We start from the raw sequence: 23,823 nt of genomic DNA on the forward strand, positions 1-23,823 counted from the left end.
TCTAATAAAAGGAAAAAACATGCCTGTGATCGTCATTGCAAACCCCAAAGGGGGCGTAGGTAAGAGTACTTTTTCGACCAATCTGGCCGGTTATTTTGCCGCGCAAGGGCATCATGTGATGCTCGGTGACGCCGATGTGCAGCAATCTTCGCATGCATGGTTAGCTATACGTCCGGCAAATTTGCCAACGATACATGCCTGGGAGCTGAAAGACGGGCATATCGCCAAGCCGCCCAAAGGCACGACACATGTTGTGCTCGATACACCTGCCGGCCTTAGCGGTGCCAAGCTCGATGCAGTATTGAAGCTGGCCGATAAGGTCATCGTACCTTTACAGCCTTCGATCTTTGATATTTTGGCGACCGATGAATTTTTAAAAAAACTAGCCAAGCGTGAAGGCGAATTTGACGTAGGCGTACTTGGTATGCGCGTCAATGCGCGTAGCCGCGCCGCCGAGCAATTGGAACTTTACGTGTCGCAATTAGGCTTGCCTGTCCTGGGTTATTTGCGCGATACGCAAAACTATATACAGCTGGCCGCGCATGGCGCGACCTTGTGGGATGTGGCACCGTCGCGGGTGGAAAAAGATTTGCTGCAATGGGAGCAAATATTGAAGTGGATAGAGAAGTAATTTAGAACTGCAGACGGCTACTGCCTGTACGGGCCAGTAGCAATTACGTTTTTTGCATTTCGATAGTAATTTGATTATAGATAGAAAAAAATAGCGAAATTTGATAGCAATTGAGTGAGATTTTTCCCTCATTCCGGTGCCGCGTCACTATAATGCCGTGACATTGGAAGTCCCATATTTTCTTTTATTATCAATTGCTTACGGTATGCATTATACAATTTTTGACACCCCACTTATTAATACTCTCATGCGCTGGTTTTCAATGGGCGTTTTACGACTATGTGGCTGGAAAGTCGAAGGACAGAAACCGTCCGAGTTGAAATATGTATTGATTGCCGCGCCGCATACCAGCAACTGGGATTTTCCGTATACGCTGATGATCTGCTTTGCATTGCGTCTGGACGTGTATTGGATGGGCAAGGCTAGTTTGTTTCCTCCATTTTTTGGAGGTTTTTCGCGCTGGATGGGCGGTATCGCAGTTGATAGGGCGCGCGCCAGTAATCTGGTTCAAGGGACGGTGAATGCCTTCGATGACAATCGGAAGTTGACCGTGATCGTGCCGCCGGAAGGTACTCGCGACAAAGTGACGCACTGGAAAACAGGTTTTTATTATATCGCCGTTGGTGCGGGTGTTCCTATCGCGCTTGGCTATCTGGATTTCAAACGCAAAGCTGGTGGTATCGGTAAGGTGTTTCATCCTACCGGTGATATTGATAAAGACATGAAAGTGATACAGGAGTTTTACGCTGGTATTTCAGGTAAAAATCCTAAGCAGTTCGATCCAAATAATATTCAAACCTAGTTTTTCGCTTCTTTTGATCTAGCGACGCTGTATGACTCTGGGGACAGAGCATTGAGAACAATACAGCGTACTTTCCCGTCTATTTACCACTCTCCCTTCTTTTTGCATATTTTTGACGCCGTCAGGCTCAATGCGCCCAATCTCAAAATATCCGGATAAATGCTGGCTATTGTCATAAAATGGAAATTGCTTGCGACTAAAATCGTCTGGCGTTGTGGTGTATTGATCGCATTTTAATCGACGGTCACGTGCGCTTGGCACTCGATCTCGGCTACCGGCTACTATCGGACAAATATGTACAGTAAAATCGCTATTTTATTTCCATGTGGATATATTTTCCCAAGGTAGACAATGTCAAAATCGCCATCAAAACAAGACTTGCTGACGTCTAAACTCGATTTCGAGAATATTGATGGTGCTGAGCAGACGCAAAAGGCCGATGTTACCGCCCCGCAAGCTGTGTTTAAGTCAGGGACTGAATCTCCCGTTGAGAATAAAAAAAGTCCAACAGCGTCGCAGCCCTCTCCAAAAATGGATGTCAAATTGAAAAGCACTAAGCCCGCCGAACCAGAAAAAAAAGACAGGCTCACGCAGACTATTGCAGGATTAGTGCTGCTAGGCCTGATCGCCGTCACTGGCTTGATTTATATGTACAAGGATAGCTCTCGTAATGTGAGTGGGCTTAACTACGTCACTCTCCCGCAAATTATCGTCAATATGGATGGAAACGTCGCCAGGTTACAGGTTTCGGTACAGATAGACATGGAAGATGCCGACTGGTTGAAACAGCATAAAAAAGAGTTGGAGAATAGTTTTCAGAGGACGATCGCTGCAATGAATCCCGACGATCTACGTTCCGCTAAAGGTATCGCTGAGACGCAATTGGCCTTGAAGCAGCAGCTCAATGAGGACGCGCGCTCGGAAAAAATTCAGGCAGTGTTGATCACCGAGTTACTGGTGCAAGGCAAAGAATAGAATGCGCTCATGTTTTGCAGCTCAGAGATTAAATTTCTTGTTTGTTAGCGTCAACAAAAATAAAAACTAGCCGTTAAGCAAATAGAGGATGTCATTAAGAGGCGCAATCATGGAACACTATTCTCAGCCAGCTAAACATCAGGATCAAGAGTTGCCGCAGTCGCAGCAAGTGCAATCGACAACGCCACCTAACACTAAGGAGGCGCGTCGCCAACTTGGATGGGATTTGGTGGCGGCACAAAGGCAATGGCGAGGACGTTAGTGCAATTTAGTGCAGATTTTTCTACAAATCTTCCCGGCTAATTTGCGCTAATTCCGCCGCGGTTTCTTGCATTAACTCTTGTAGCACGGTCTGATCCAGATCCAAACTCTCCCACGACTGCCCCGATACTTCTGTCACCTGGCTATCCGGCGTACTGCTGACGCCTATGGCATGGGCAATACCGTCCGCTACATGGATGACGGTTGCCAAGAACCCTAAGCCAGGAGTATCCGGCTGATGGTGACCAGCAATCGCATTCTTCATCACTTCAGAAAAATTCCACAGGTTTGCCAGACTCAAGCCCACCGCAGCATGATCTATGCCCAAGACCTGACGCTCGGCTTCGAATTGGCTGATCTGATGTTGATGCCGGTAAGCGATGCTCGCTTCGTACTGGCGGGGATATTGGGTGACTAATACCAAGGCACCCAAGTCATGTAAGAGGCCTGCGGTATAGGCGGCATCGACATTGAGATTGAGTCGTTTGGCTAACAACCTGGCAGCGATTGCTACCGCGATCGAATGGCGCCAGAACGCTTTGTGATCAAAACCTTTGCAGTTATTTTCAGGAAAACAGCCGCTTAAGGCCGCCATCATGATAATTTTTTTGACAGTGGCCAAGCCCATTAATGAGATTGCCTGCTGGATTGTAGTGACCTTAATCATGGTCGAGTAATACGCCGAATTGGCGTAGCGTAAAGTGGTCGCGGTCAGCGCCAGATCATTCGTCACTTTCTGGGCGAGTAAATGGATATCAAGTTCTTCGTTGTCGATATCATTTAATAGCTCCATGACGATGGCCGGAAGACTTGGTAAGTCTTTGACTTTTTCTGTAACTTGTTGAAGGCTAATGATATTCATCCGTGATACTCCTGTACTCGATGTGGTGTAAGAGATCCTGAATGCTTAGCTTGCCAGAAATTACGCTGGAATTGTGCGACAAGGTGTGCAGAAACTGAATTTTTTCTTACTTGGCACTGCCTGGCAGTCAGTCAGTCAGCCAGAGTGGTCGCGTTGACTAAAAGAAAACTGTGAGATGAGAATAGGTAGTTTGAATAAAAATTTATTCCAGTTTCGAATCTAGTTTTTTTTCGCTAATGCTGTTTTTGGCGCGTTCCAGCATATCGATGGCCGCCGGGCCGCGCAATAAAGTGACCGCAACAGCTAGCGCATCGATATAGGTCAGATGTGCCAGACGCGATGTCATCGGTGTGTAAATATCCGGATCTTCTTCCACGTCGACGCTCAGGTGGACATCGGCCAGATCGGCCAGTGGGCCGCCGCTGGCGCACAGCACTAAAATTTTGGCACCGGCATTTTTCGCCAGCTGTACGCTGCGTATCAGGTCGCGGGTGCGGCCGGTGCGTGAGAATGCCACCACCAGACAATCGCTATTGAGCAGGGATGCCGATTGCGCCTGCAAGTGACCATCGCAAAATACCGTGGTCGGAATACCAAAACGGAAAAATTTTAACTGTGCGTCGACGGCTAGCGCACCAGAGTAACCTAGGCCATAGCATTCTATGCGTCTGGCGCGGGCCAAAAGATGGACGGCTGCTTCAAAGCTGGTCGGGTTGGCGGAATTGCGTGCCTCCATCAGTGCCGCGATAGTACGGTCGAACACCTTGGGCAGGACGTCTCTGACGTGATCGGCCTGGTTAACGTCCAGATGCAGGTAAGGAATGCCGGTCGCCAGGCTTTTGGCAAAGGCCATCTTAAAAGTTTTAAAACCATCAAAACCCATCGATTGCGAAAATCGTGCGACCGTCGGTTCGCTGACGTCGCAGGCTTGCGCTAGCACCCGTATCGACATCTCCAGCGCATTATGCGGTTTTTGCAGTAAAAATTCGGCAACCTGACGCTCGGCGCGACTTAGCGCGGTACTGGCGGTACGTATCCTTGCCAGCAATCCTTTTTCAGAAGGAGTAGGTTTAGAGGGCTTGCTTGCGTGGAGAGCATTTACCATGTTTCTTGGGCATTTAAGCTGTAAAAGGAGACGTCTAAAAAACAGTTTGAGGGCACGATCTGAATAGATAAAAATTCAGGGACACCAAAAGACCTCTATGTTACAGCCTGGCTCGGCGAGTAAGCTAGAAATGGGCAAACTAGACTGGGCGGCATGCTCCAGTAATTGACGTTTTTCTGCACCAGTGATGAGCAGCCAGATTTTTTTACTCGCTAGCAGACGCGGTAGCGATAACGAGATACGACTTTGCCTGGTCTGCGGGTGCAATGCCGCCAGACAGTCCAGCTGGTCGTGTTGAGTCGGAGCCCCGGGGAACAGCGAAGCGATATGACCGTCGGTACCCATGCCCAGCAAGACGGCATTAAAGCGCTGCGGAATTTGCTGATGCAGGTGTTCGCTGATCGCTTCGACCGCCACTTCAGGCGTACGCGCCGTATTTTTCAGTGACACCAACTGCCATTGTTTGCCGTACGAGAGTGGCATGCATTGCTTGAATAAGCCCTCATTGCTTTGCGCATCGCTGTCGGCCACCCAGCGCTCATCGGTCGCCACCAGATGCAGGTTGCAGATGTCGCGGGCAGCCAGCATGCTATCTAACTGGCGATACAAAGGCGCAGGCGTGGAGCCGCCTGCCAGGGCAAAATAGGCTGGAAGCCGCGCCGCTGCTGCGTGATCGATTTCAGCTATCCACTCGGCCAGCAATGCGGCGCTGAGTTCAGAAAAGTCTGCGTAGGAGTTGAATTTCATATGATTCATTTGTGCTTAGGCTTCCACATATTCTTCGCCCCAGGCGGCACCATGTTGCGCTAGCAGGTAGCTAGATGCGGCCGGGCCCCAGCTGCCGGCGATGTAAGATTTCAAACCTTCGCTGTCGTTCTGCCAGGCGCTCATAATAGGGTCGATCCAGGCCCAGGCGGCACTGAGTTCATCGTCACGTACAAACAGGGTCAGATCGCCATGCATGGCGTCTAACAGCAGGCGTTCATACGATTCAACCCGGCGTAAATTCGAGGCCTCGGCGAAATCGAGATTGAGTGCCACATCCGACAGCCGTATCCCTTCGCCCGGTTCTTTCGCCTTCATGAAAAGCTGCACGCTTTCTTCCGGTTGCAGCGAGATCACCAGACGATTCGAGCGCAAAGGTCCTTGCGATTTGCCAAAAATGGAATACGGTATCGGCTTAAAGTTGATGGTAATCTCAGCGCAGCGGCTCGCCATACGTTTACCGGTACGTAGATAAAACGGTACGCCAGCCCAGCGCCAGTTGTCGATCTCGGCACGGATCGCGACGAAGGTTTCGTTGCGCGAGGCGGTCGGCACACCCGGTTCAGCTTGATAACCAATGACCGGTTTGCCATCGACGGCGCCGGCACGATATTGGCCGCGAACGGTTTTTTTACTCACTTCTTCCGGCGTAAATTTATGTAGGGCGCGCAATACCTTGACTTTTTCATCGCGGATCGCATCGGGGTTGGCGTTCACCGGCGGCTCCATGGCAACGATAGAGACCAGCTGTAATAAATGGTTTTGCACCATATCGCGCAGCGCGCCAGTGCGATCGTAAAAATCGCCGCGTGACTCTACCCCGACTTGTTCGGAAATCGAAATCTGTACGTCCTGTATCCACTTGCGATTCCATAGCGGCTCTAAAAACGAATTGGCAAAGCGCAAGGCCAACAAGTTTTGCACCATCTCTTTACCCAGATAGTGATCGATACGGTAAATCTGATTTTCGTTGAGATAAGTGCGTAGCGATTGATTAATCTCTTTGGCCGACTGGGCATCGCGCCCCAACGGTTTTTCAACCACTACGCGGGCATTGCCCTCGACCAGGCCATGCTTAGAGAGTTGCTCAACCACCGGGATGAAAATGTCTGGGCCAGTGGCGAGGTAAAACAGTGTCGGGTTGGCGTCGGAAGTATGAATGCTCTGTTTTAGCTGTTCAAAATCGCCGGCTTCATGCGCATCGATCTTGGAATAAGTTGTTAGTGCCAGAAAGGCCGCCATTTTTTCGGCGCTGTGATCGGCGTCTTTGTTGGCGTAAGCCTCGATGCTGGCTGCCACGCGCCCGCAGAACTCTTCATTACTCAGCGCTTCACGTGCCGCACCGATAAAACTAAAACTGGCAGCTAGCCGACCATTGACATACGCACTATATAAAGCAGGGATGATTTTGCGTTTGGCGAGATCGCCAGTGCCGCCAAACAATACAAATGTGGTCATGCTGACTCCGGTTTGTTCTGGTTCTGAAATTGTTATTACTTGCGAAAAATCACCCCAGTGTCCTGGTATCCGCTCTATCGTACTCAGTGTACAAAAGTACGTCGTCGGCGCTAAGCCTGGCGGGGAAATTTTTGCGCAAGTCCTAAATATGTGTCTGAATTATGGCATATTTCAAACAGAAATGTAGTTTCGTTACGAGTTATTTGTGTGTTTTTGATGAATTTGTCGCTGTTAAGCTTATTTCTGAAAGTTTGTTACAGAAAATCTGATTTTATGCTATCTTTCATCATCTGAATAAAGCGTAAAGCGAGCCCCTCATGAGCACACCCAAGCAGCCCGGCGTAAATCCTGCACTCCACCCCGTATTGGAGCGCGTGACGCAACGCATTATTGAGCGCAGTAAGGCTTTGCGCACCGATTATTTGCTGCGTTTAGAGCAAATGCGTGGCCGTGGCCCGCGTCGCGCCAGTCTGTCCTGTGCGAATCAGGCGCATGCCAATGCAGCCGCCGATTCCAAGGCTAAAATCTGGCTCAATCAAGCGCAGAAATCCAATATAGGCATCGTCACTTCGTATAACGATATGTTGTCGGCGCATCAGCCTTACGCCACTTATCCGGACCAAATTAAGCAAACGGCGCTACGCTTTAATGCTACCGCTCAAGTAGCGGGCGGTGTACCTGCCATGTGCGACGGTGTCACTCAAGGACGCCCTGGCATGGAGTTGTCGCTGTTTTCACGCGACGTGATTGCCCAGGCGACTGCAGTCGCGCTCTCGCACGATGCTTTCGATGCCACCTTATGCCTGGGGATTTGCGACAAAATCGTTCCTGGCCTGTTGATAGGCGCTTTAGCGTTTGGCCATTTACCAACTATTTTCGTGCCAGCCGGACCTATGGGCTCAGGTTTGTCGAATAAAGAAAAAGCTGCGGTGCGTGAGCGCTATGCACAAGGCAAGGCCAGCAAAGAAGAATTGCTGGCGGCCGAAAGTGCGGCCTATCACAGTGCCGGTACCTGTACTTTTTACGGCACCGCCAATAGTAACCAGATGTTGTTAGAAGCGATGGGCTTACATATGCCGGGCGCCGCTTTCGTTCATCCGGCCGATCCTTTACGTGCAGCCTTGACCGATACGGCGGTAGAGCGCGTGTTGCAGTTGACCGAACAGAGTGGCAACTACCGTCCTATTGGCCAACTAGTCGATGAAAAATGTATCGTCAATGCCGTCATCGCTTTGTTGGCCACTGGTGGCTCGACTAATCACACTATCCATTGGATCGCGGTAGCGCGCGCTGCCGGTATTCTGATCGACTGGGCTGATTTCGATGAACTCTCGTCGGTGATACCGCTGCTGACCCGCGTGTATCCAAATGGCACAGCCGATGTGAATGCGTTTGAAGATGCTGGCGGCCCCACTTTTGTGATCCGCGAATTACTCTCGGCCGGTTTGATGCACGCCGATGTGATGACGGTGTTTGGTGACCAGGGCTTAAATTCACATACCACCAAGCCGGTGTTGGAGGGTGAGAAAGTCATATGGCAAGCGCTGCCGGCATTGTCTACCGATACCAGCGTGGTACGTAATGTGAATGATCCGTTTGCTACTACTGGCGGTTTGCGTCTGCTGCAAGGTAATTTGGGACGCGCCATCGTCAAAGCGTCTGCCGTGCCGGAAGAGGCGTGGATAGTCCGCGCTCCGGCCAAAGTGTTTGATTCGCAAGACGCTCTGGTAAATGCTTACAAGGCCGGGCAATTGAATATGGATTTTGTCGCCGTCGTGATTTTCCAGGGCCCGCAAGCCAATGGCATGCCCGAACTGCATCACTTTACGCCTGTCTTGGGTAGCCTGATGTCGGCTGGCTATAAAGTTGCGCTGGTGACCGATGGTCGTATGTCGGGCGCTTCCGGCAAAGTGCCGGCGGCACTGCATGTCAGTCCAGAAGTTGCGCAGGGCGGTCATCTGGGTAAGGTGCAGGATGGTGACATCATAGAACTCAATGTGCATACCGGCGAGTTGCTTGCCATGGTGTCCGAGCAGGAGTGGATGAGCCGGCCAGCACGCAAGATGACAGAAGATGCCGCGCATGGTTATGGCCGCGATTTATTTGTGGCGCAACGCCGGGTCGTGACGGCACCAGAGAAGGGTGCTTCGACTTTATTTATTGATTAATTGATTAAAAAGATTGATTTTGCTTTGTACTGTGGTGCACAGCACCCACATTTTAGATAAGAGAACACTATGAGTCCTACCAAAACTAGCATCATTGCCCAATTAGCCCAACTACGCGTGTTACCGATCTTGGTCACTGATGATGTAGAGCAGGCGATACGTTGCGTGACGACGCTGGCCGAGCATGGATTGCCAGCGGTAGAGATTACCTTGCGCACCCCTAACGCCATGAATGTATTGCGTGAAGTGGTCAAGGCATGTCCGACAGTGACGGTAGGGGCGGGCACCATCTTGACGGCAGCTCAGCTAGCTGCAGTCAAAGAAGCCGGCGCGGCTTTCGGTATTAGCCCGGGCATCACTCCGTTGTTGGCAAAAGCGGCGGCTGAGTCTGACTTACCGTATTTTCCCGGTGTCGCTAGTGCCAGCGATTTGATGCTGGCTTTGGAGCATGGTTTTGATGTCGTCAAACTGTTTCCGTCTGACATAGTCGGCGGGATTAAGTTGGCCAAAGCCTTGGGTGGGCCATTTCCCGACGTGCGTTTTTGTCTGACTGGCGGCGTGACGCTGGAGTCTATGCCGCAATTATTGCAACAGGCGAATATCCTGTGCGTCGGCGGCTCGTGGATGTGTCCGGCTAGCTTGATCGCGGCTAAGGACTGGACCGCGATTGGTCATCTGGCGGCTCAGGCTGCAGCTGCGGCAAAATAAGATACTAGGGGAGGGTATGGCAAATGATGCTAGTTTTGCGCAATCAGTATATGCGCAAGCTAGCATTGATGAGTGATACTCCCCTAAAACTCACAGTAACTAGCGCATTTTCAGGTAATTCTCCAGTTAATTTATTTAAGCATAAAGACATCATGGCAATTTCTGTTTCCCGTACTCCTTTATGGTGCCTGTTGCAGCAACGCGCCAACAATATGCCTAGCCTGAAGGACTTGTTTCAAGCCGATTCGCAGCGCTTTACGCATTTCTCGGCGTCTGCGTGTGGCATGTTGCTCGATTACTCGAAACAAAGAATTGATACCACCGCCAAGCTCAATTTGCTGGCGCTGGCCAGACAGCAAGAAGTCGAGTCGCGGCGCGATGCCATGTTGCGCGGCGAAGCCATTAATCACACTGAAAATCGCGCGGTCTTGCATACCGTCTTGCGTTTACCCCGAGGCGAAACGTTTAAGCTGAATGGCGAAAACATCGCCGCTGATGTGCATAAAGTCTTGGCGCAGATGCGTAGCTTTAGCGATGCGGTACGCGAAGGGCGCTGGTTGGGCTATACCGGCAAACCTATCCGCACTATCGTCAATATCGGTATTGGCGGCTCCGATCTGGGACCGCAAATGGCGTGCATCGCCTTAGCGCCCTGGTCGCAAAAAAATCTGTCCCTGCATTTCGTCTCGAATGTCGATGGTCGCCACGTGGCAGACGCGCTCGCCAATGCAGATCCTGAGACAACCTTGTTTGTGGTGGCATCGAAAACTTTCGTCACCATGGAGACGCTGACCAACGCACGCACCGCACGCGAGTGGATGCTGGCGCATGGCTGTCCGGCCGGGCAGATCCGTCAGCATTTTGTGGCGCTCAGCACCAATGTAGAAGCCGCGGCCGAATTTGGTATCGCGCCCGAAAACGTGTTCCCATTCTGGAACTGGGCTGGTGGGCGCTACTCGATGTGGAGCGCGATCGGGCTCTCGATTGCCCTGTATGTAGGCATGGATAAATTCGAAGAAATGCTGGCCGGTGCGCACGAGATGGATCTGCATTTCGCGCAAGCGCCGTTAGAGCAAAATCTGCCAGTACTGATGGCCTTGATCGGGGTTTGGAATATCAACTTCCTTGGCCTGCAAGCCTTGTCGATTGCGCCTTACCACCAGCGCATGACGCGCGTGCCGGCCTATCTGCAACAGCTGGAGATGGAAAGTAACGGCAAGTCGGTCACGCGTGAAGGTCAGCGTGTTGACTACACCACTTCGCCGATTTTGTTTGGCGAGGCCGGTACTAATGGTCAGCATGCCTATTTCCAGTTACTGCATCAAGGTGCGACGATTATCCCTACCGATTTTATTGTGGTGGCCGAAGACGATGCCGGTTTGCCGGGGCATAACAAGGCCTTGCTGGCCAATTGCTTTGCCCAGTCAAAGGCTATGGCTTTGGGTAAGAGCATGCAAGAAGTCAAAGCTGAGCTCGGCGAATTACCGGAAAAAATGTTGGCACCGCGGGTGTTTGAAGGCAATCGCCCAACCTCGACCTTGTTACTCGATTCTCTGACGCCACGTTCGCTCGGTGCCATGATCGCTCTGTATGAGCATAAAGTGTTCGTGCAATCCGTGATCTGGGACATCAATGCCTTCGATCAGTGGGGCGTAGAACTGGGCAAATCACTGGCGCAGCAATTGATCAGTCTCGATCCAGAGGCGGTCAAGGAAGATTACGACAGTTCTACCCGCGGTTTGTTGCAAGCGATACGGCGTCGCGATAAAACTACGCACGCCAGACAGCCAGAGTGAAATTTGTAAGCAAGGCGTCAAGCTGATCGCTTAGTCTGGAAGCTGAGTTGCGGAGTTACTGCGATACTGCGACGCAACAGGATTCAGCTTCCAGATAAAATTTTTCATCCCATGTTTTTTTCAGTACCGTAAACTCCTCAAGTATGAATACTCATCTCTATACCAAAGTTGATCTCTCTGAAGACGACAAAGACCACAGCCTGCGCGAAGATATCCGCCGCCTTGGACGGATACTGGGTGACACCGTGCGCAATCAGCATGGCGACGAAATTTTTGAATTAATCGAAACCGTTAGACAAAATTCGATACGCTTTAGGCGCGATGCCGATCCGGCTGCGCGCAGCGAACTGGAAAGCACGCTCGACAGTCTGACCAATGATCAGACCACCCAGGTGATACGCGCCTTTAGCTATTTTTCGCATCTGGTGAATCTGGCCGAAGATCAGCATCATGTGCGCCGTACCCGGGCCCATCTAATCGCCGGTTCCGCTGCCCGTCGTGGCAGCCTGGCACACACCATCGAGGCGCTGTATGAAAATGGCCACAGCACCGCGCAACTACAAGAGTTTTTCCAAACTGCCGAAGTGAGCCCGGTACTGACTGCCCATCCTACCGAAGTGCAGCGCAAGAGCATACTCAATTGCCAGATGGCGATTACCCGCCTGCTCGATGAGCGCGATCGTATGCAACTGACGCCGGAAGAGTCTAGTGCCAATGAAGAGGCGGTAGGGCGTGCCATCCTGACTTTGTGGCAGACCCGCATGCTGCGCACCTCTAAACTCTCGGTGCTCGATGAGGTAGAAAACGGCCTGAGTTTTTATGATTACACTTTCTTGCGCGAACTACCGCAGTTGTACGCCGGTCTGGAAGATTTGTTGGCCAGCAAAGATGCGGCGCATGCACCGGTAGAGCTGCCTAGCTTCATGAAGATGGGGAGCTGGATAGGTGGCGACCGTGACGGTAATCCTTTTGTTACCGCGGAAGTGCTGGAAAAGACCCTGGCGATGCAAGCAACGCGCGCGCTCAAATTTTATCTCGATGAGTTGCATACGCTGGGTTCGCAACTGTCGATGGCGACTTTGCTAGTCAAGGTTTCGCCGGATTTACAAACGCTGGCGGAGCGTTCGCCCGATCATTCGCCACACCGTTCAGACGAGCCGTATCGCCTGGCGATCAGCGGCATGTATGCGCGTCTGGCTAGCACTTACCTGCAATTGTTAGGACTCACTCCAGCCATACCCGCCAGTGGCGCAGCGCAGGCTTATGCCAATGCAGAAGAGCTTGCGACTGACCTTGATATTGTGCACGCCTCTTTGCTCGCCAACGGCTCAGCCGGTCTGGCGCGTGGACGTCTGCGCCATTTGCGGCGCGCCGTCAGCGTGTTTGGCTTTTATCTGGCACCGCTGGATCTGCGTCAGAATTCTGATGTGCATGAGCGCGTGGTGGCTGAACTCTTACAAGCAGCAAACCCGGAGATGCGTTATCTGGAGCTAGATGAAGAAGGGCGGATTGCCGTTCTGATCGCTGAAATCAGTTCATCGCGCCCGCTGGCATCACCGTATTTGAGCTATTCCGAAGAAACCCAGTCTGAGCTGGCGATTTACCGCGCCGCCTGTACTGCCAAGCAGCGTTATGGCATGGGCGCAGTACCTAACTGCATCATCTCCAAAACCGATGGCGTTTCCGACATGCTGGAGCTGGCTTTGTTGCTGAAAGAATCGGGCATGCTACATCCTGATCAGGCACGTCTCGACGTCAACATTATCCCGCTGTTTGAGACTATTGGCGATTTACAAAATAGCGCCCCGTCTATGGACCGCTTGTTCGCGATCCCGGCGTATGCGCGCCTGCTGGTCAGCCGCGGCATGGCGCAAGAAGTTATGCTCGGTTACTCCGATAGCAATAAAGACGGCGGCTTCCTGACCTCGGGCTGGGAGCTATTTAAAGCTGAACTCGATTTGGTCAAAGTATTTGAAAAGCATCAGCTACGTTTGCGTCTGTTTCATGGCCGTGGCGGTTCTGTCGGTCGTGGCGGCGGACCGAGTTTTCAGGCGATACTGGCGCAACCGGCCGGTGCCGTGCAGGGACAAATTCGTCTGACCGAGCAGGGCGAAGTGATCACTGCCAAATACGGCAATCCCGAAGTCGGTCGGCGCAATTTGGAAGTGTTGGCGGCCGCCACCATGGAAGCGAGTTTGCTCTCGCATACCGAAGCGCCGCCAAAGCCGGAATTTTTATCGGCAATGGAAGAATTGTCTGATCACGCCTTCCGCGCCTATCGTCATCTGGTCTACGAGACCGAGGGTTTCGAGCAGTATTTCTGGGAATCGACTGTGATTTCAGAAATCGCCGGTCTCAATATCGGTAGCCGTCCGGCCTCACGCAAAAAATCCACCGCGATCGAAGATCTGCGCGCGATTCCCTGGGTATTTAGCTGGTCGCAATGCCGTCTGATGCTACCGGGTTGGTTCGGCTTCGGTACTGCAGTACAAAGCTATCTGAAGGCGCATCCCGAGGATGGCTTGCAGATTTTACAATCCATGTTCAAGGACTGGTCCTTCTTTTCTACCGTGTTGTCGAATATGGAAATGGTGTTGGCCAAGAGCGATATCGGGATCGCCAGCCGCTATGCACAACTGGTCAAGGATCAGGCTTTGCGCGACAGCATCTTCCCTAGATTGCAGGCCGAACACGCGGCCACGATCGAGGTGTTGAAGCTCATTTCCGGCCAGGACGAATTATTGGCGGCTAACCCACTGCTGAAACGTTCTATCAGCAACCGCTTCCCTTATCTGTCACCGTTGAATCACGTGCAGGTGGAGTTGCTGCAACGCTATCGTCAGGGTGACCCGGATGAGCGCGTGCGGCGCGGTATCCATTTGTCTATCAATGGAATTGCTGCTGGTTTAAGGAATAGCGGTTAAGCGCAGGCGCGGCTCTTGGAATCCCCACTATACTCATAGGGGTATAGTGGGAGTACGCAATCAGGATGTGCGCGAACGGGGTGGTTTTTAGTTATACTCCCCTGATTATGTGCTTTTTGATGGTGAAATATGGAACGCGGAACGCAATTGCTGGGCGTGGTGGGTTGGTCCGGCAGTGGTAAGACCACCTTGCTTGAATATCTGGTCTCGCAACTAGCGGCGCAAGGCAAACGCGTGAACGTGCTCAAGCACAGTCATCACGATATTATTCTAGAACCAGCACACAAAGACAGCGCTAGACTCAGGCGCGCAGGGGCCGCCGAAATCTTATTGGCATCGCCGTATCGTTACGCCCTGGTGCATGAGTTGCGCGATGCTCCTGAGCCAACTTTGTCCGAGTTGTTATGCCGTCTGGCACCCTCCGATCTGATCCTGGTAGAAGGTTTTAAGTGGGAGCCTATCGCCAAACTCGAGATTCATCGACCATCAATAGGCAAGCCAGCCATTTTCCGTGAAGACAGTCATATCGTCGCCGTTGCCTCCGATGTGGCGGCTCCAGACGACTTGCCGCCAGGCTTGATTTGGCTAGACTTGAATCAGCCAGGGACGGTGCTGGAGTGGCTGAGCGAGGCTATGCAAAAGAATTTATTTGCGATCCGCGCATAAATAAACCTAAAGTATGCAGTGCTGTCTGCCGTTACCCTAAGTAGTTAGATAGTTAGAAGATAAGGGGAATTGTGATGGACGTTAACGGTATTGCAAATGTAGCATCAACCTTGGCAGATGTGGGTACCAGCCAAGCAGTGAGTCTGGCGGTTCTGAAAAAAGCCATCGATTTTGGTACCGAAAGCGCCACCGCTCTGATAGAAGCGATCCCGCAAGCCCCTTCGCTACCGAATCTACCTGCGCATCTCGGGCAAAATATCAATACGACTGCTTGAATCGTTCTGATTCAATTAGTTTTCAAGAAAAATAGCGCTGCCTTAGGTAGCGCTATTTTTTTGTCTGGAGCATAGCGGGGGCTCATAAGTTAGGATTAAAATCTGCCTGGACCGCACCGTGCCAGCGCCAATGGTGGATAATTCGGGCTAGTAAATAATTCTGCAAAAAGGAAAGCTATGACAGCAGCAGTGTGGGGATGGTCGGATCGACTGGTCTCGAAATTTGAACCTATGGATGAAACGCATAAGGAATTTGTCAGTCTATGTGCTGCGCTAGCTGTTGCCCATCCTGATAATGAGAGTTTTCTGCAAAGCTTAGATGCCTTGATCGCACATACCGAGCAGCATTTTGAACAAGAAAACCTCTGGATGCGTGAGCACAGCTTCCCGCCTCTAGGTTGCCATCAAAAAGAGCACGATGCTGTACTTGAACTGATGCAAGAAGTGCGCCGTAGTATCGCCGCCGGTGATACTGAACTAGGCGCAAGATTGGCTGAAGAGCTGCCACACTGGTTCGAGCACCATGTCGATACCATGGATAATATGCTGGCGCGCTTTATGCTGAGCGTGACGAGTGAAACCGACGGCATAGCTGCGTAGCGGCATAGGCGCAACCGATCAGGCAGCCTGCACCTTGATCGCGACGTCGCCTAAAGTCACTAGCTGACCATGCCGAATCTTGGCGGTTTTGCGCAGTTCTAGTTTGCCATCTACCTTAACGACGCCCTTGGCGACCAGCATCTTGCCAGCACCACCGCTGTCGCACAAACCCGCCAGTTTCAAAAGTTGGTTGAGTTCTACGTATTCGCCGTCTAGGGTAAATGAAACTTGTTGCATAGGATGTCCGTTTTGGGTTTGTAGATCTTGGGGCAAGGAGCATACACCATTTCAGCTTTTTAAAGCGCAGACAATTCCATGTTAAAGTCTCCACGCTTGATTTTCAATAATTTTATAAAAAGCAAAAAATTTTGAAAATGTTTGAAAATAAATGTAAGGTAGTTCCGCTTTGAACGACTATTCCCTGTAGTCGTATTGATAGGCTCGCTAATCGGGCCATATTTTTTTTTAATTTCAAGGAGATGGACATGAGTAACAAAGCATTGATCGCAGTGGCATTGGCTGGTTTGATGGGATCCTCAATGGCAATGGCCGCTGATGGCGCAAAAACTGAAAAATGTTATGGTGTCGCCAAAGCTGGTCAAAATGACTGCGCGACAAAAAACGGTACACACTCATGCGCGGGCCAGGGTAAAAAAGATTTGGATGCGAATGAATGGAAAAAAGTGCCTGCCGGTACTTGCGAAAAAATGGGCGGTAAGCTCGAAGCGCCTAAAGCTTAAGTTTTATAGCGACGGGCATTATTTGTGGATATTTCCATTTCTACAGATAAGTTACGCAAACCCTCCACTGCCTTGTCGGGTAACGGAGTTGGTTTGCGTAGTCAGCATTACCGTGATTTTCTGAGCGCACCAGTCGCGATAGACTGGTTAGAGGTGCATACAGAAAATTATTTTGGCGATGGTGGTTATGATCTGCATGTCTTGCAGCAACTGCGTCGCGACTACCCCATCAGTTTGCATGGGGTCGGCCTTGGTCTCGGTTCTCAACGAGGCTATTCATCACAACATGTTGAAAAACTGCAAGGTCTGGTGCAAAGACTAGAGCCCGGCTTAGTGTCTGAGCATCTGTGCTGGGGCAGCATTGCTGGCCGTCAGTTGAACGATTTACTCCCTATGCCTTTGACGAACGAAGCCTTTGATTTGTTGGCTAGCAGGGTGACCCAGCTGCAAGAGACGCTGAAGCGACAGGTGTTAATTGAAAATGTCTCAACTTATCTGAGGTTTGCTGGAGATGAATTTTCAGAGTCTGAATTTCTGGTTCAATTAGCTAAAAAAACCGGCTGCGGTATTTTGCTGGACGTGAATAATTTGTATGTCAATCAATGTAATCATGCTGAGGATGCGCATGCCGCCTTGCTGTGTTTTACCCAGCTTCCGGCTAGCAGCATAGGCGAAATTCATCTGGCGGGTCATTTGCTGACGCCAGAGTGCGTGGTGGACCATCATGGCAGTCAAATTGCGGCTCCCGTTTGGGACTTGTATCAACAGGCTTGCAGTTTGTTCGGTCCGGAAATTCCGACCTTAATCGAATGGGATACCGATATCCCGGCACTTGATGTTTTACTTGCCGAGGCCAACAAGGCAGAGAAGTGTCGTGCCAAAGAACGAGCTTCGCATGACAAAGCATGACATGTCAGACTTAGAAAATAGTCAGTTAGTGTTTGCCGGCGCTTTATTGGATGTCGCGAATACACAAGCGGCGTTACCGCTATTTTCCACAGAATTATCATTACGAGAAGGGCGATTGGCTTTTTATCGCGGTAATTTGTATGCGATTTGGAATCAAGCGCTGGCGAATGCTTACCCGGTGCTACAGCAATTGGTAGGGCTGGAGTTTTTTGAACAAATGGCGCACGCCTACGGATTTGCCTTCCCCTCAGATTGCGGCGATTTGAATTATTTTGGAGCCGATCTGTCGCGTTTTTTACGCAGCGCCAGTATGACCTCAGACTATCCGTATTTTGCCGATGTTGCCGCTTTGGAGTGGCAGGTGCACCGCGCCTATTATGCCGCGGATGCCGATATGCTGAGCCTGGCAGGGCTACTGTCCGCTGCCGGGGAAGATTTGCAAAGCGCCACTCTTCGTCTGCATCCAGCAACTCAATTGCATCAATCTGCTACTGCTAGTGCCGAGGTTTGGCTGGCGCATCAGTCTGAGCAGGAACAAGGCTTGCCAGCGGATTTGAATGTCAATAATTTTGCACTGATTACGCGCAAAGAGTGGCAAGTTCAGGTGCATGCTCTTGATTGCGCGGCCTACCTTGCATTGCAGGCACTGGCGCAGGGAAAGACCGTAGAAGCCGCTCTTGAAGTAGCAATGGAGCAGGACGCACAGTTCGATATTGCGACTCAGCTCAATCTGTGGTTTTCTGCAGGCGCATTTTCAGCTTATTCTGTGTAGGCTAACTAAATAATCGCATAAAAATAGTAAGTAAAAGCCTGCTGTCTCGACTCAAAGTAGTCAACAATAAACTTGGGAAATACTATGAACTACTTTTTGCAGCTACATCGTTTAAGCCTGCGCTTTGATTGCTTTCTGGAGCAGTGGGGTGTTTCGGTATTAGCCTTGGTACTGCGTATTTTTGTGGCATGGCAGTTTCTGAAGGCTGGCTGGATCAAGCTAGGAGACTGGGAATTGACTCTTTCTTTGTTTCGTGAAGAATACATGGTGCCGTTTTTGTCGCCAGAGTTGGCAGCGGTAATGGGGGCCGGAGGCGAGCTATTTTTTCCGCTCTTGCTGATAATTGGCGTGTTTTCTCGACCTGCTGCCTTGGGCTTGTTTGCCGTCAACGCGATGGCAGTGATTTCCTATCCTCAGTTATGGCAATTTGAATGTCCTGCCGCTATTAATGATCATTTTTATTGGGGCCTTTTATTATTGGTTTTGATGATGGTCGGCCCAGGAAAATTTTCTTTAGATCAGCGTATAAAAACCAACATGGTTTCAATTTGAGTTCTAGAAATTAAGCCTTAGTAATTAAGCTTTTGTAATTAAGCCTTAGTAATTAAAGTTGCTTTTGGCAGCATACAGGGAGAGCACAGCCTCTCCCTAGTCATTTAGCGCATCGTAGTGCAGTTTCGTGTAAATTGAATTAAAGTAGTAAAAGATGCTGTTTTGAGAACTTTTTCTCATTCCTTAGGTCTTAGCCTGCAAAAGAAAAATCCCAAAATAAAAATTCAGAATTTGCTGCTGCTTTTAGGCAAAATATATCGTAACTGTCTTCGATGCTGCCATCACCCATTACAAAGAAAATTATGACTACAACTGGCCGTGTTCCTGCCTCTTCCTTTCTGCGCCGCTGGCGCTTGCCCTTGTTCGGTTTGCTGGCAATCACCATCGCTGCTGCAGGCTATTTAGTCTACGCAAAAAAATCGAACGCAGAAGCTAAAGCGAATGTGGAAAAAGAAAATAAAACCAGTATGGTCTTTGAATTGGCAGCGATCGACGTGCTCAAGTCTGAAGTACGTGATTTGAATACAAGTCTGGCGATTTCTGGATCGCTGGTTCCGTTTAGTCAGGTTACTGTGCGTGCAAAAGTGGGTGCTGAAGTACGTGAGACCTTAGTCCAGGAAGGGATGGCGGTGACTAAGGGACAGATACTGACGCGATTTGATGCTGCTGATTTACGTGCACGTTTGACCGCGCAAGAGGCCAGTGTCGATGAGGCACAGGCCAAGTTAGGAATGGCGAACAAAAATCGCAAATCGAATGAAAGTCTGCTCAAGCAAAACTACATTTCGCAAAACGCCTTTGATGTAACGAATAACAGTGTAGAGCTGGCCCAAGCTAGTTTGAAGTCCGCTTTGGCGCAGCGCCAGGTCGCGCAATTAGCGCTAGCCGATACCGAAGTAAAATCCCCCATCGATGGCATTATTAGTAAACGACATGTGCAGGCGGGTGACAAGGTGTCGTTGGACAGCCCGCTATTTACCATCGTTAATTTGTCACAGTTAATCTTGGAAGCGCCAGTTCCAGCGTATGAAATCCCGCGTATAAAAATTGGGCAATTGCTGAGTTTTAAAGTAGATGGCTTTGGTGCTCGCAGTTTTAGCGGGAAGGTGTCTAGAATTAATCCAGCGGCGGAAACGGGCTCACGCTCTATGCTGGTGTATGTGGCCGTGAATAATGCAGATGCCGCTTTAAAGGCGGGTATGTTCGCCAAGGGCAGTTTGATCCTGGAGAAGTCGACGGCTATGCCTGTAATACCGTTAGTCGCAGTACGTCAGCAAAACGGCAAAGACGTGGTCTACAAGCTGGTGAACAATGTTGTTCAGGTTCAGGCGGTGAGCTTAGGCGTGCGCAATGAGGATGAGGGCGTAGTGCAAGTCTTAGAAGGCTTAGATCCAGGCGCGATTGTGATCTCTGCCAAATTGGATGGGATTAAACCGGGGAGTAAAGTAAGCCTACCAAAAGTGGAGGCTAAATCGGATAATCCTATGCCCACTAAACCCACGGCAACTACGCTAAAAGGCTAATCATGTGGGTCACTAAAGTTAGTATTCAAAATCCTGTTTTTGCTACCATGATGATGGTGGCGCTCCTGGTGTTGGGGGTGTTTTCCTATCAAGGTCTAGGCTTAGAGCAGATGCCCAATGTGCAGGCGCCAGGGGTGTGGATGGAGGTGCTGTATCCAGGCGCCTCACCAGAAATCGTTGAGAACGATATCACCAAGCCGGTCGAGAGCGTTGTCAACACGATTAGCGGCGTGAAACGTATCATGGCAAGCTCGTATGAAGGGCGGGCTGGGATATGGATAGAGTTTCAGTTGTCAGTCAATGCTGATCGCGTATTGCAAGAAGTGCGCGATAAGGTCGCGCAGATACGTCCGAGTTTTCCTAAAGATGTCAAAGACCCCTTTATCATCCGTGGCGGGCAAGATGGTAACGATAGGCCCGTGGTGCAAATGGCGATTAGCTCCAAGCTACTGAGTTTGCGCGAACTGTCGACTTTAACCGATCAGATTATCGCCAAAAAATTTCAGAGTGTGCCAGGAGTCGGGCGCGTCGATGTACGCGGTGCCGTGGTGCGCCAGATTCAGATTAAGCTCAATCCTGACCGCATGGCGGCGAATAATGTGGGTGTGAATGAAGTCTTGAGCGCGATCCAGACGACCAACCAAAATATGCCTGCCGGCCTGATCACTCGTGGCGCTCAGGATCAATTAGTACGTCTGGAAGCGAAGATTCAGGATACCCGAGGCTTTAACAAAATCATCGTGGCACGTCGCGCCGGCACCCCGGTCTATCTGGAACAAATTGCCGATGTGTTGGATGGCGAAAGAGAAGAATTTTCGATTTCTCGTGTAAATGGTGAACGTGCCATAGCAGTGGCAGTTTCAAAAATTCAAGATGCAAATATTGTTGAAGTCGGCGATGGTGTGGTTGCCGCTATCGCTGATTTAAAGACCCGTTTGCCAAAAGATGTGGTGATTAATGTCAGTGAAAATAATGCCGACTATATCCGGCAAGCCCTCAATGGCGTGAAAGAAACAATACTCGAAGGTGCCGTCTTGACGGTCCTGATTGTGTTTTTATTTCTGCATTCCTGGCGCAGCACGATTATTACCGGCCTGACTTTGCCGATCTCGGTGATCGCGACCTTCATTGCTTTGAAGGTGTTTGGTTTTACCCTCAATCTCTTGACTATGATGGCGCTTTCTTTATGCATAGGCTTGCTAATCGACGATGCCATTGTGGTGCGCGAGAACATAGTGCGTCATCTCGGCATGGGGAAGAATCACCGGCAAGCAGCCGAAGACGGCACCAATGAAATAGGTTTGGCAGTAATGGCGACCACCTTTGCGATCGTTGCCGTATTCATCCCTGTGGCATTCATGAAGGGCATGATAGGACAATTTTTTTACCAGTTTGGGATCACCGTCTCGGTGGCCGTGCTGGTTTCGCTTTTCGTTAGTTTTACGCTCGATCCTATGCTGTCTTCGGTCTGGCATGATCCTAGCGCAAACCGTTTTCAGCGCTTCCCGATATTGGGGCGCATGATGGAGACTATTGAACATGGCATAGAGTGGCTGCACGCCGTGTATGGACGTCTGTTAGAAATGGTATTGCGTAAACGTAAAACCACCCTGGTCTTGGCACTGGCCCTGTTTATCTCCAGTTTCTTTTTGCTGCCCTTGATAGGCGCTGAATTTATTCCAGAGTCTGACGAGAGTCAGATCATGTTAAATCTAAAAACACCGGTCGGTTCGAGTTTGCATTACACCGATGAAAAAACGCGCCAGGTCGAAGATATTTTGAAAAAGATGCCAGAGATCATCACACTCAATACCAGTATAGGCATAGAGAATGAAAGGAATACTGCACAAATCAATATCAAGCTACATAGACCTAGTGTGATGCATAGGAAATCGCAAAAACAATTGGAATCGCAGATACGCGAGCGCTTGCAGGCGATACCGGGAATAGAGGCCGGGGTAGGTTTTGATAAGCCAATTTATATCGCTATTTTGGGGCCGGATGCAGATAAATTACAGGATGTGATTGCAGAAGTCATGCGCAAGGTCGGCGCGATTAAAGGCATTGCTGACTTGGAGAGTAGTTTGACAGGGGCCAATCCTACGGTACTGGTAAAAGTAAATAATGAGCTTGCCAACGATTTGGGTTTGTCGGTGCAACAGATAGGCTCAGCACTGCGTCCTTTTGTAGCGGGAGACACAATAGGGCAATGGCAGGCACCAGATGGGCAAAACTATGAAATAAATGTACAACTACCAAAATCAGGAAGGCAAAAAATTTCTGATCTGGCCGATTTATCGCTGGCCAGTAGCCGCCTCGACGCCAGTGGTAAGCCAGTGATGGTGCCCTTGCGGCAGGTAGTAGAGTTTATTAGTAGCACCAGTCCACGCGTGATCAAGCGCCAGAATTTGCAAAGACGCGCGGCAATTTATGCGAACGTCGAGGGGCGCCCAAGTGGAGATGTTGGCAGCGAAGTTCAGAAACTGGTAAAAACTATAGAATTGCCGCCTGGCTATCGCTTTGATATAGGTGGACAAACTCAGGAAATGCAAGAGTCCTTCAACTCGGCGCTGGCGGCCTTGGGTATCGCGGTGATTTTTATTTACCTGATACTCGCCTCACAATTCGGTAGTTTCTTACAGCCACTGGCGATCATGACGGCGCTGCCATTTTCCTTAATAGGGGTGTTACTTGCATTGCTTGTGACGGGCAGTACCTTAAATATGTTCTCGATCATCGGCTTTATTATGTTGATGGGACTGGTGACAAAAAACGGCATCTTACTGGTAGATTTTATCAATCAGGCGCAGCGCCACGGTATGTCACAACATGATGCAATACTGGCCGCTGGGCAGGTACGTCTACGGCCCATCATGATGACCACACTGGCGATGATCTTTGGCATGTTGCCGATGGCGATAGGTATGAGCGAAGGTGCTGAGTCACAGGCACCTATGGGACGAGCTGTGATTGGGGGGATTATTACCTCTACCATGCTGACTTTATTGGTGGTACCTATTGCATACACTTATCTGGATAGTTGGGGGCGGAAAGCACAAAAATATTTCTCTAGAAAGCCAATAGATGAAGACGAGAATACCAAGTTAGAGTCAATTTAAATATTCAATATGCCCTTTATATAAGGGCATTTTTTATTTCTGGTAAAGATGCTTGCTGGATATATTTTAAAAGTGTCTCTTTTTTGTTAGAGTGAAAACTCTAAACGCTAGTTTTCGGTATTCAGGCTTTCATGCCGGATGCCATACTCTTCACTAAGTTTTTAGTACGCTCGTTCCATTAATCTTAGTGGTGTGGGACAGTTCTTGACTTA

General features: G+C 50.2%; 22 protein-coding genes. 17 read left to right on the forward strand and 5 right to left on the reverse strand.

All coding sequences use genetic code 11. The features are described 5' to 3' along the window. Positions 1-19 precede the first annotated feature (19 nt). From ACO0K8_RS10735 to ACO0K8_RS10750, 4 genes are all read left to right on the forward strand, one after another. Entirely contained in the window at positions 20-631 is a 612-nt protein-coding gene (locus tag ACO0K8_RS10735; RefSeq protein WP_422946655.1) for an AAA family ATPase, read from the forward strand. A gap of 205 nt (positions 632-836) precedes the next feature. Beyond that, positions 837-1,433: a lysophospholipid acyltransferase family protein gene (locus ACO0K8_RS10740; protein WP_422946656.1), complete on the forward strand. Its 597-nt coding sequence runs from the start codon at positions 837-839 to the stop codon at positions 1,431-1,433. Positions 1,434-1,784: 351 nt separating this feature from the next. After that, positions 1,785-2,408, forward strand: coding sequence for a flagellar basal body-associated FliL family protein (locus ACO0K8_RS10745; protein ID WP_422946657.1), 624 nt, complete (start codon positions 1,785-1,787; stop codon positions 2,406-2,408). Between the two features lie 109 nt (positions 2,409-2,517). After that, entirely contained in the window at positions 2,518-2,670 is a 153-nt protein-coding gene (locus tag ACO0K8_RS10750) for a hypothetical protein (RefSeq protein ID WP_422946658.1), read from the forward strand. A 21-nt stretch (positions 2,671-2,691) separates the two neighbouring features. Here the strand turns inward: ACO0K8_RS10750 and ACO0K8_RS10755 are convergent, their stop codons facing one another. The 4 genes from ACO0K8_RS10755 to zwf form a co-directional block, all read right to left on the reverse strand. Further along, entirely contained in the window at positions 2,692-3,531 is an 840-nt protein-coding gene (locus ACO0K8_RS10755; protein WP_422946659.1) for an HDOD domain-containing protein, read from the reverse strand. Positions 3,532-3,733: 202 nt separating this feature from the next. After that, positions 3,734-4,636 (reverse strand): SIS domain-containing protein, encoded by a 903-nt coding sequence (locus tag ACO0K8_RS10760; RefSeq protein WP_422946660.1) that lies wholly within the window; start codon positions 4,634-4,636, stop codon positions 3,734-3,736. Positions 4,637-4,711: 75 nt separating this feature from the next. After that, positions 4,712-5,383: a 6-phosphogluconolactonase gene (gene pgl, locus ACO0K8_RS10765; protein ID WP_422946661.1), complete on the reverse strand. Its 672-nt coding sequence runs from the start codon at positions 5,381-5,383 to the stop codon at positions 4,712-4,714. A 15-nt stretch (positions 5,384-5,398) separates the two neighbouring features. Beyond that, a complete protein-coding gene (zwf, locus tag ACO0K8_RS10770; RefSeq protein WP_422946663.1) occupies positions 5,399-6,859 on the reverse strand; it encodes a glucose-6-phosphate dehydrogenase in 1,461 nt (486 codons plus the stop codon). A gap of 317 nt (positions 6,860-7,176) precedes the next feature. On the opposite strand from zwf, the gene edd reads away from it, so the two are divergent. From edd to ACO0K8_RS10805, 7 genes are all read left to right on the forward strand, one after another. After that, entirely contained in the window at positions 7,177-9,027 is a 1,851-nt protein-coding gene (gene edd, locus ACO0K8_RS10775) for a phosphogluconate dehydratase (protein ID WP_422946664.1), read from the forward strand. 69 nt (positions 9,028-9,096) lie between these two features. Beyond that, entirely contained in the window at positions 9,097-9,735 is a 639-nt protein-coding gene (gene eda / locus ACO0K8_RS10780) for a bifunctional 4-hydroxy-2-oxoglutarate aldolase/2-dehydro-3-deoxy-phosphogluconate aldolase (protein WP_422946666.1), read from the forward strand. A gap of 158 nt (positions 9,736-9,893) precedes the next feature. Next, on the forward strand, positions 9,894-11,531 hold the full coding sequence (gene pgi / locus ACO0K8_RS10785; RefSeq protein WP_422946969.1) for a glucose-6-phosphate isomerase: 1,638 nt from the start codon (positions 9,894-9,896) through the stop codon (positions 11,529-11,531). A 143-nt stretch (positions 11,532-11,674) separates the two neighbouring features. After that, the gene (gene ppc / locus ACO0K8_RS10790) at positions 11,675-14,455 is read left to right on the forward strand and encodes a phosphoenolpyruvate carboxylase (protein ID WP_422946668.1); all 2,781 of its coding nucleotides are present in this window, start codon (positions 11,675-11,677) and stop codon (positions 14,453-14,455) included. Between the two features lie 129 nt (positions 14,456-14,584). Further along, positions 14,585-15,121 carry a molybdopterin-guanine dinucleotide biosynthesis protein B gene (mobB, locus tag ACO0K8_RS10795; RefSeq protein WP_422946669.1) on the forward strand — a complete coding sequence of 179 codons (537 nt, stop codon included), beginning with the start codon at positions 14,585-14,587 and terminating at the stop codon, positions 15,119-15,121. Positions 15,122-15,195: 74 nt separating this feature from the next. Continuing rightward, positions 15,196-15,396, forward strand: coding sequence for a YjfB family protein (locus ACO0K8_RS10800; RefSeq protein ID WP_422946670.1), 201 nt, complete (start codon positions 15,196-15,198; stop codon positions 15,394-15,396). Positions 15,397-15,573: 177 nt separating this feature from the next. Next, entirely contained in the window at positions 15,574-15,996 is a 423-nt protein-coding gene (locus ACO0K8_RS10805; protein WP_422946671.1) for a hemerythrin domain-containing protein, read from the forward strand. A gap of 18 nt (positions 15,997-16,014) precedes the next feature. Here ACO0K8_RS10805 and ACO0K8_RS10810 read toward each other — a convergent pair whose 3' ends face one another. Continuing rightward, positions 16,015-16,233, reverse strand: a complete 219-nt coding sequence (locus ACO0K8_RS10810) for an RNA-binding S4 domain-containing protein (RefSeq protein WP_422946672.1) — start codon at positions 16,231-16,233, stop codon at positions 16,015-16,017. A 248-nt stretch (positions 16,234-16,481) separates the two neighbouring features. Between ACO0K8_RS10810 and ACO0K8_RS10815 the strand changes: the two genes are divergently transcribed. From ACO0K8_RS10815 to ACO0K8_RS10840, 6 genes are all read left to right on the forward strand, one after another. Then, the gene (locus ACO0K8_RS10815) at positions 16,482-16,736 is read left to right on the forward strand and encodes a DUF2282 domain-containing protein (RefSeq protein ID WP_422946673.1); all 255 of its coding nucleotides are present in this window, start codon (positions 16,482-16,484) and stop codon (positions 16,734-16,736) included. 24 nt (positions 16,737-16,760) lie between these two features. Beyond that, positions 16,761-17,645: a DUF692 domain-containing protein gene (locus tag ACO0K8_RS10820; RefSeq protein ID WP_422946674.1), complete on the forward strand. Its 885-nt coding sequence runs from the start codon at positions 16,761-16,763 to the stop codon at positions 17,643-17,645. Beyond that, positions 17,632-18,417, forward strand: coding sequence for a putative DNA-binding domain-containing protein (locus ACO0K8_RS10825; RefSeq protein ID WP_422946675.1), 786 nt, complete (start codon positions 17,632-17,634; stop codon positions 18,415-18,417). Before ACO0K8_RS10820 ends, ACO0K8_RS10825 begins: the two co-directional genes overlap by 14 nt. Positions 18,418-18,501: 84 nt before the next feature. Beyond that, positions 18,502-18,969 (forward strand): DoxX family protein, encoded by a 468-nt coding sequence (locus ACO0K8_RS10830; RefSeq protein WP_422946676.1) that lies wholly within the window; start codon positions 18,502-18,504, stop codon positions 18,967-18,969. A 302-nt stretch (positions 18,970-19,271) separates the two neighbouring features. Next, positions 19,272-20,492 carry an efflux RND transporter periplasmic adaptor subunit gene (locus ACO0K8_RS10835; RefSeq protein WP_422946677.1) on the forward strand — a complete coding sequence of 407 codons (1,221 nt, stop codon included), beginning with the start codon at positions 19,272-19,274 and terminating at the stop codon, positions 20,490-20,492. 2 nt (positions 20,493-20,494) lie between these two features. Continuing rightward, complete coding sequence (locus ACO0K8_RS10840) at positions 20,495-23,611, forward strand: efflux RND transporter permease subunit (RefSeq protein ID WP_422946678.1); 3,117 nt, start codon at positions 20,495-20,497, stop codon at positions 23,609-23,611. The last annotated feature ends 212 nt before the right edge of the window (positions 23,612-23,823 follow it).

This window comes from Undibacterium sp. Ren11W (genome assembly GCF_049340485.1).
Classification (GTDB): Bacteria; Pseudomonadota; Gammaproteobacteria; order Burkholderiales; family Burkholderiaceae_D; genus Undibacterium.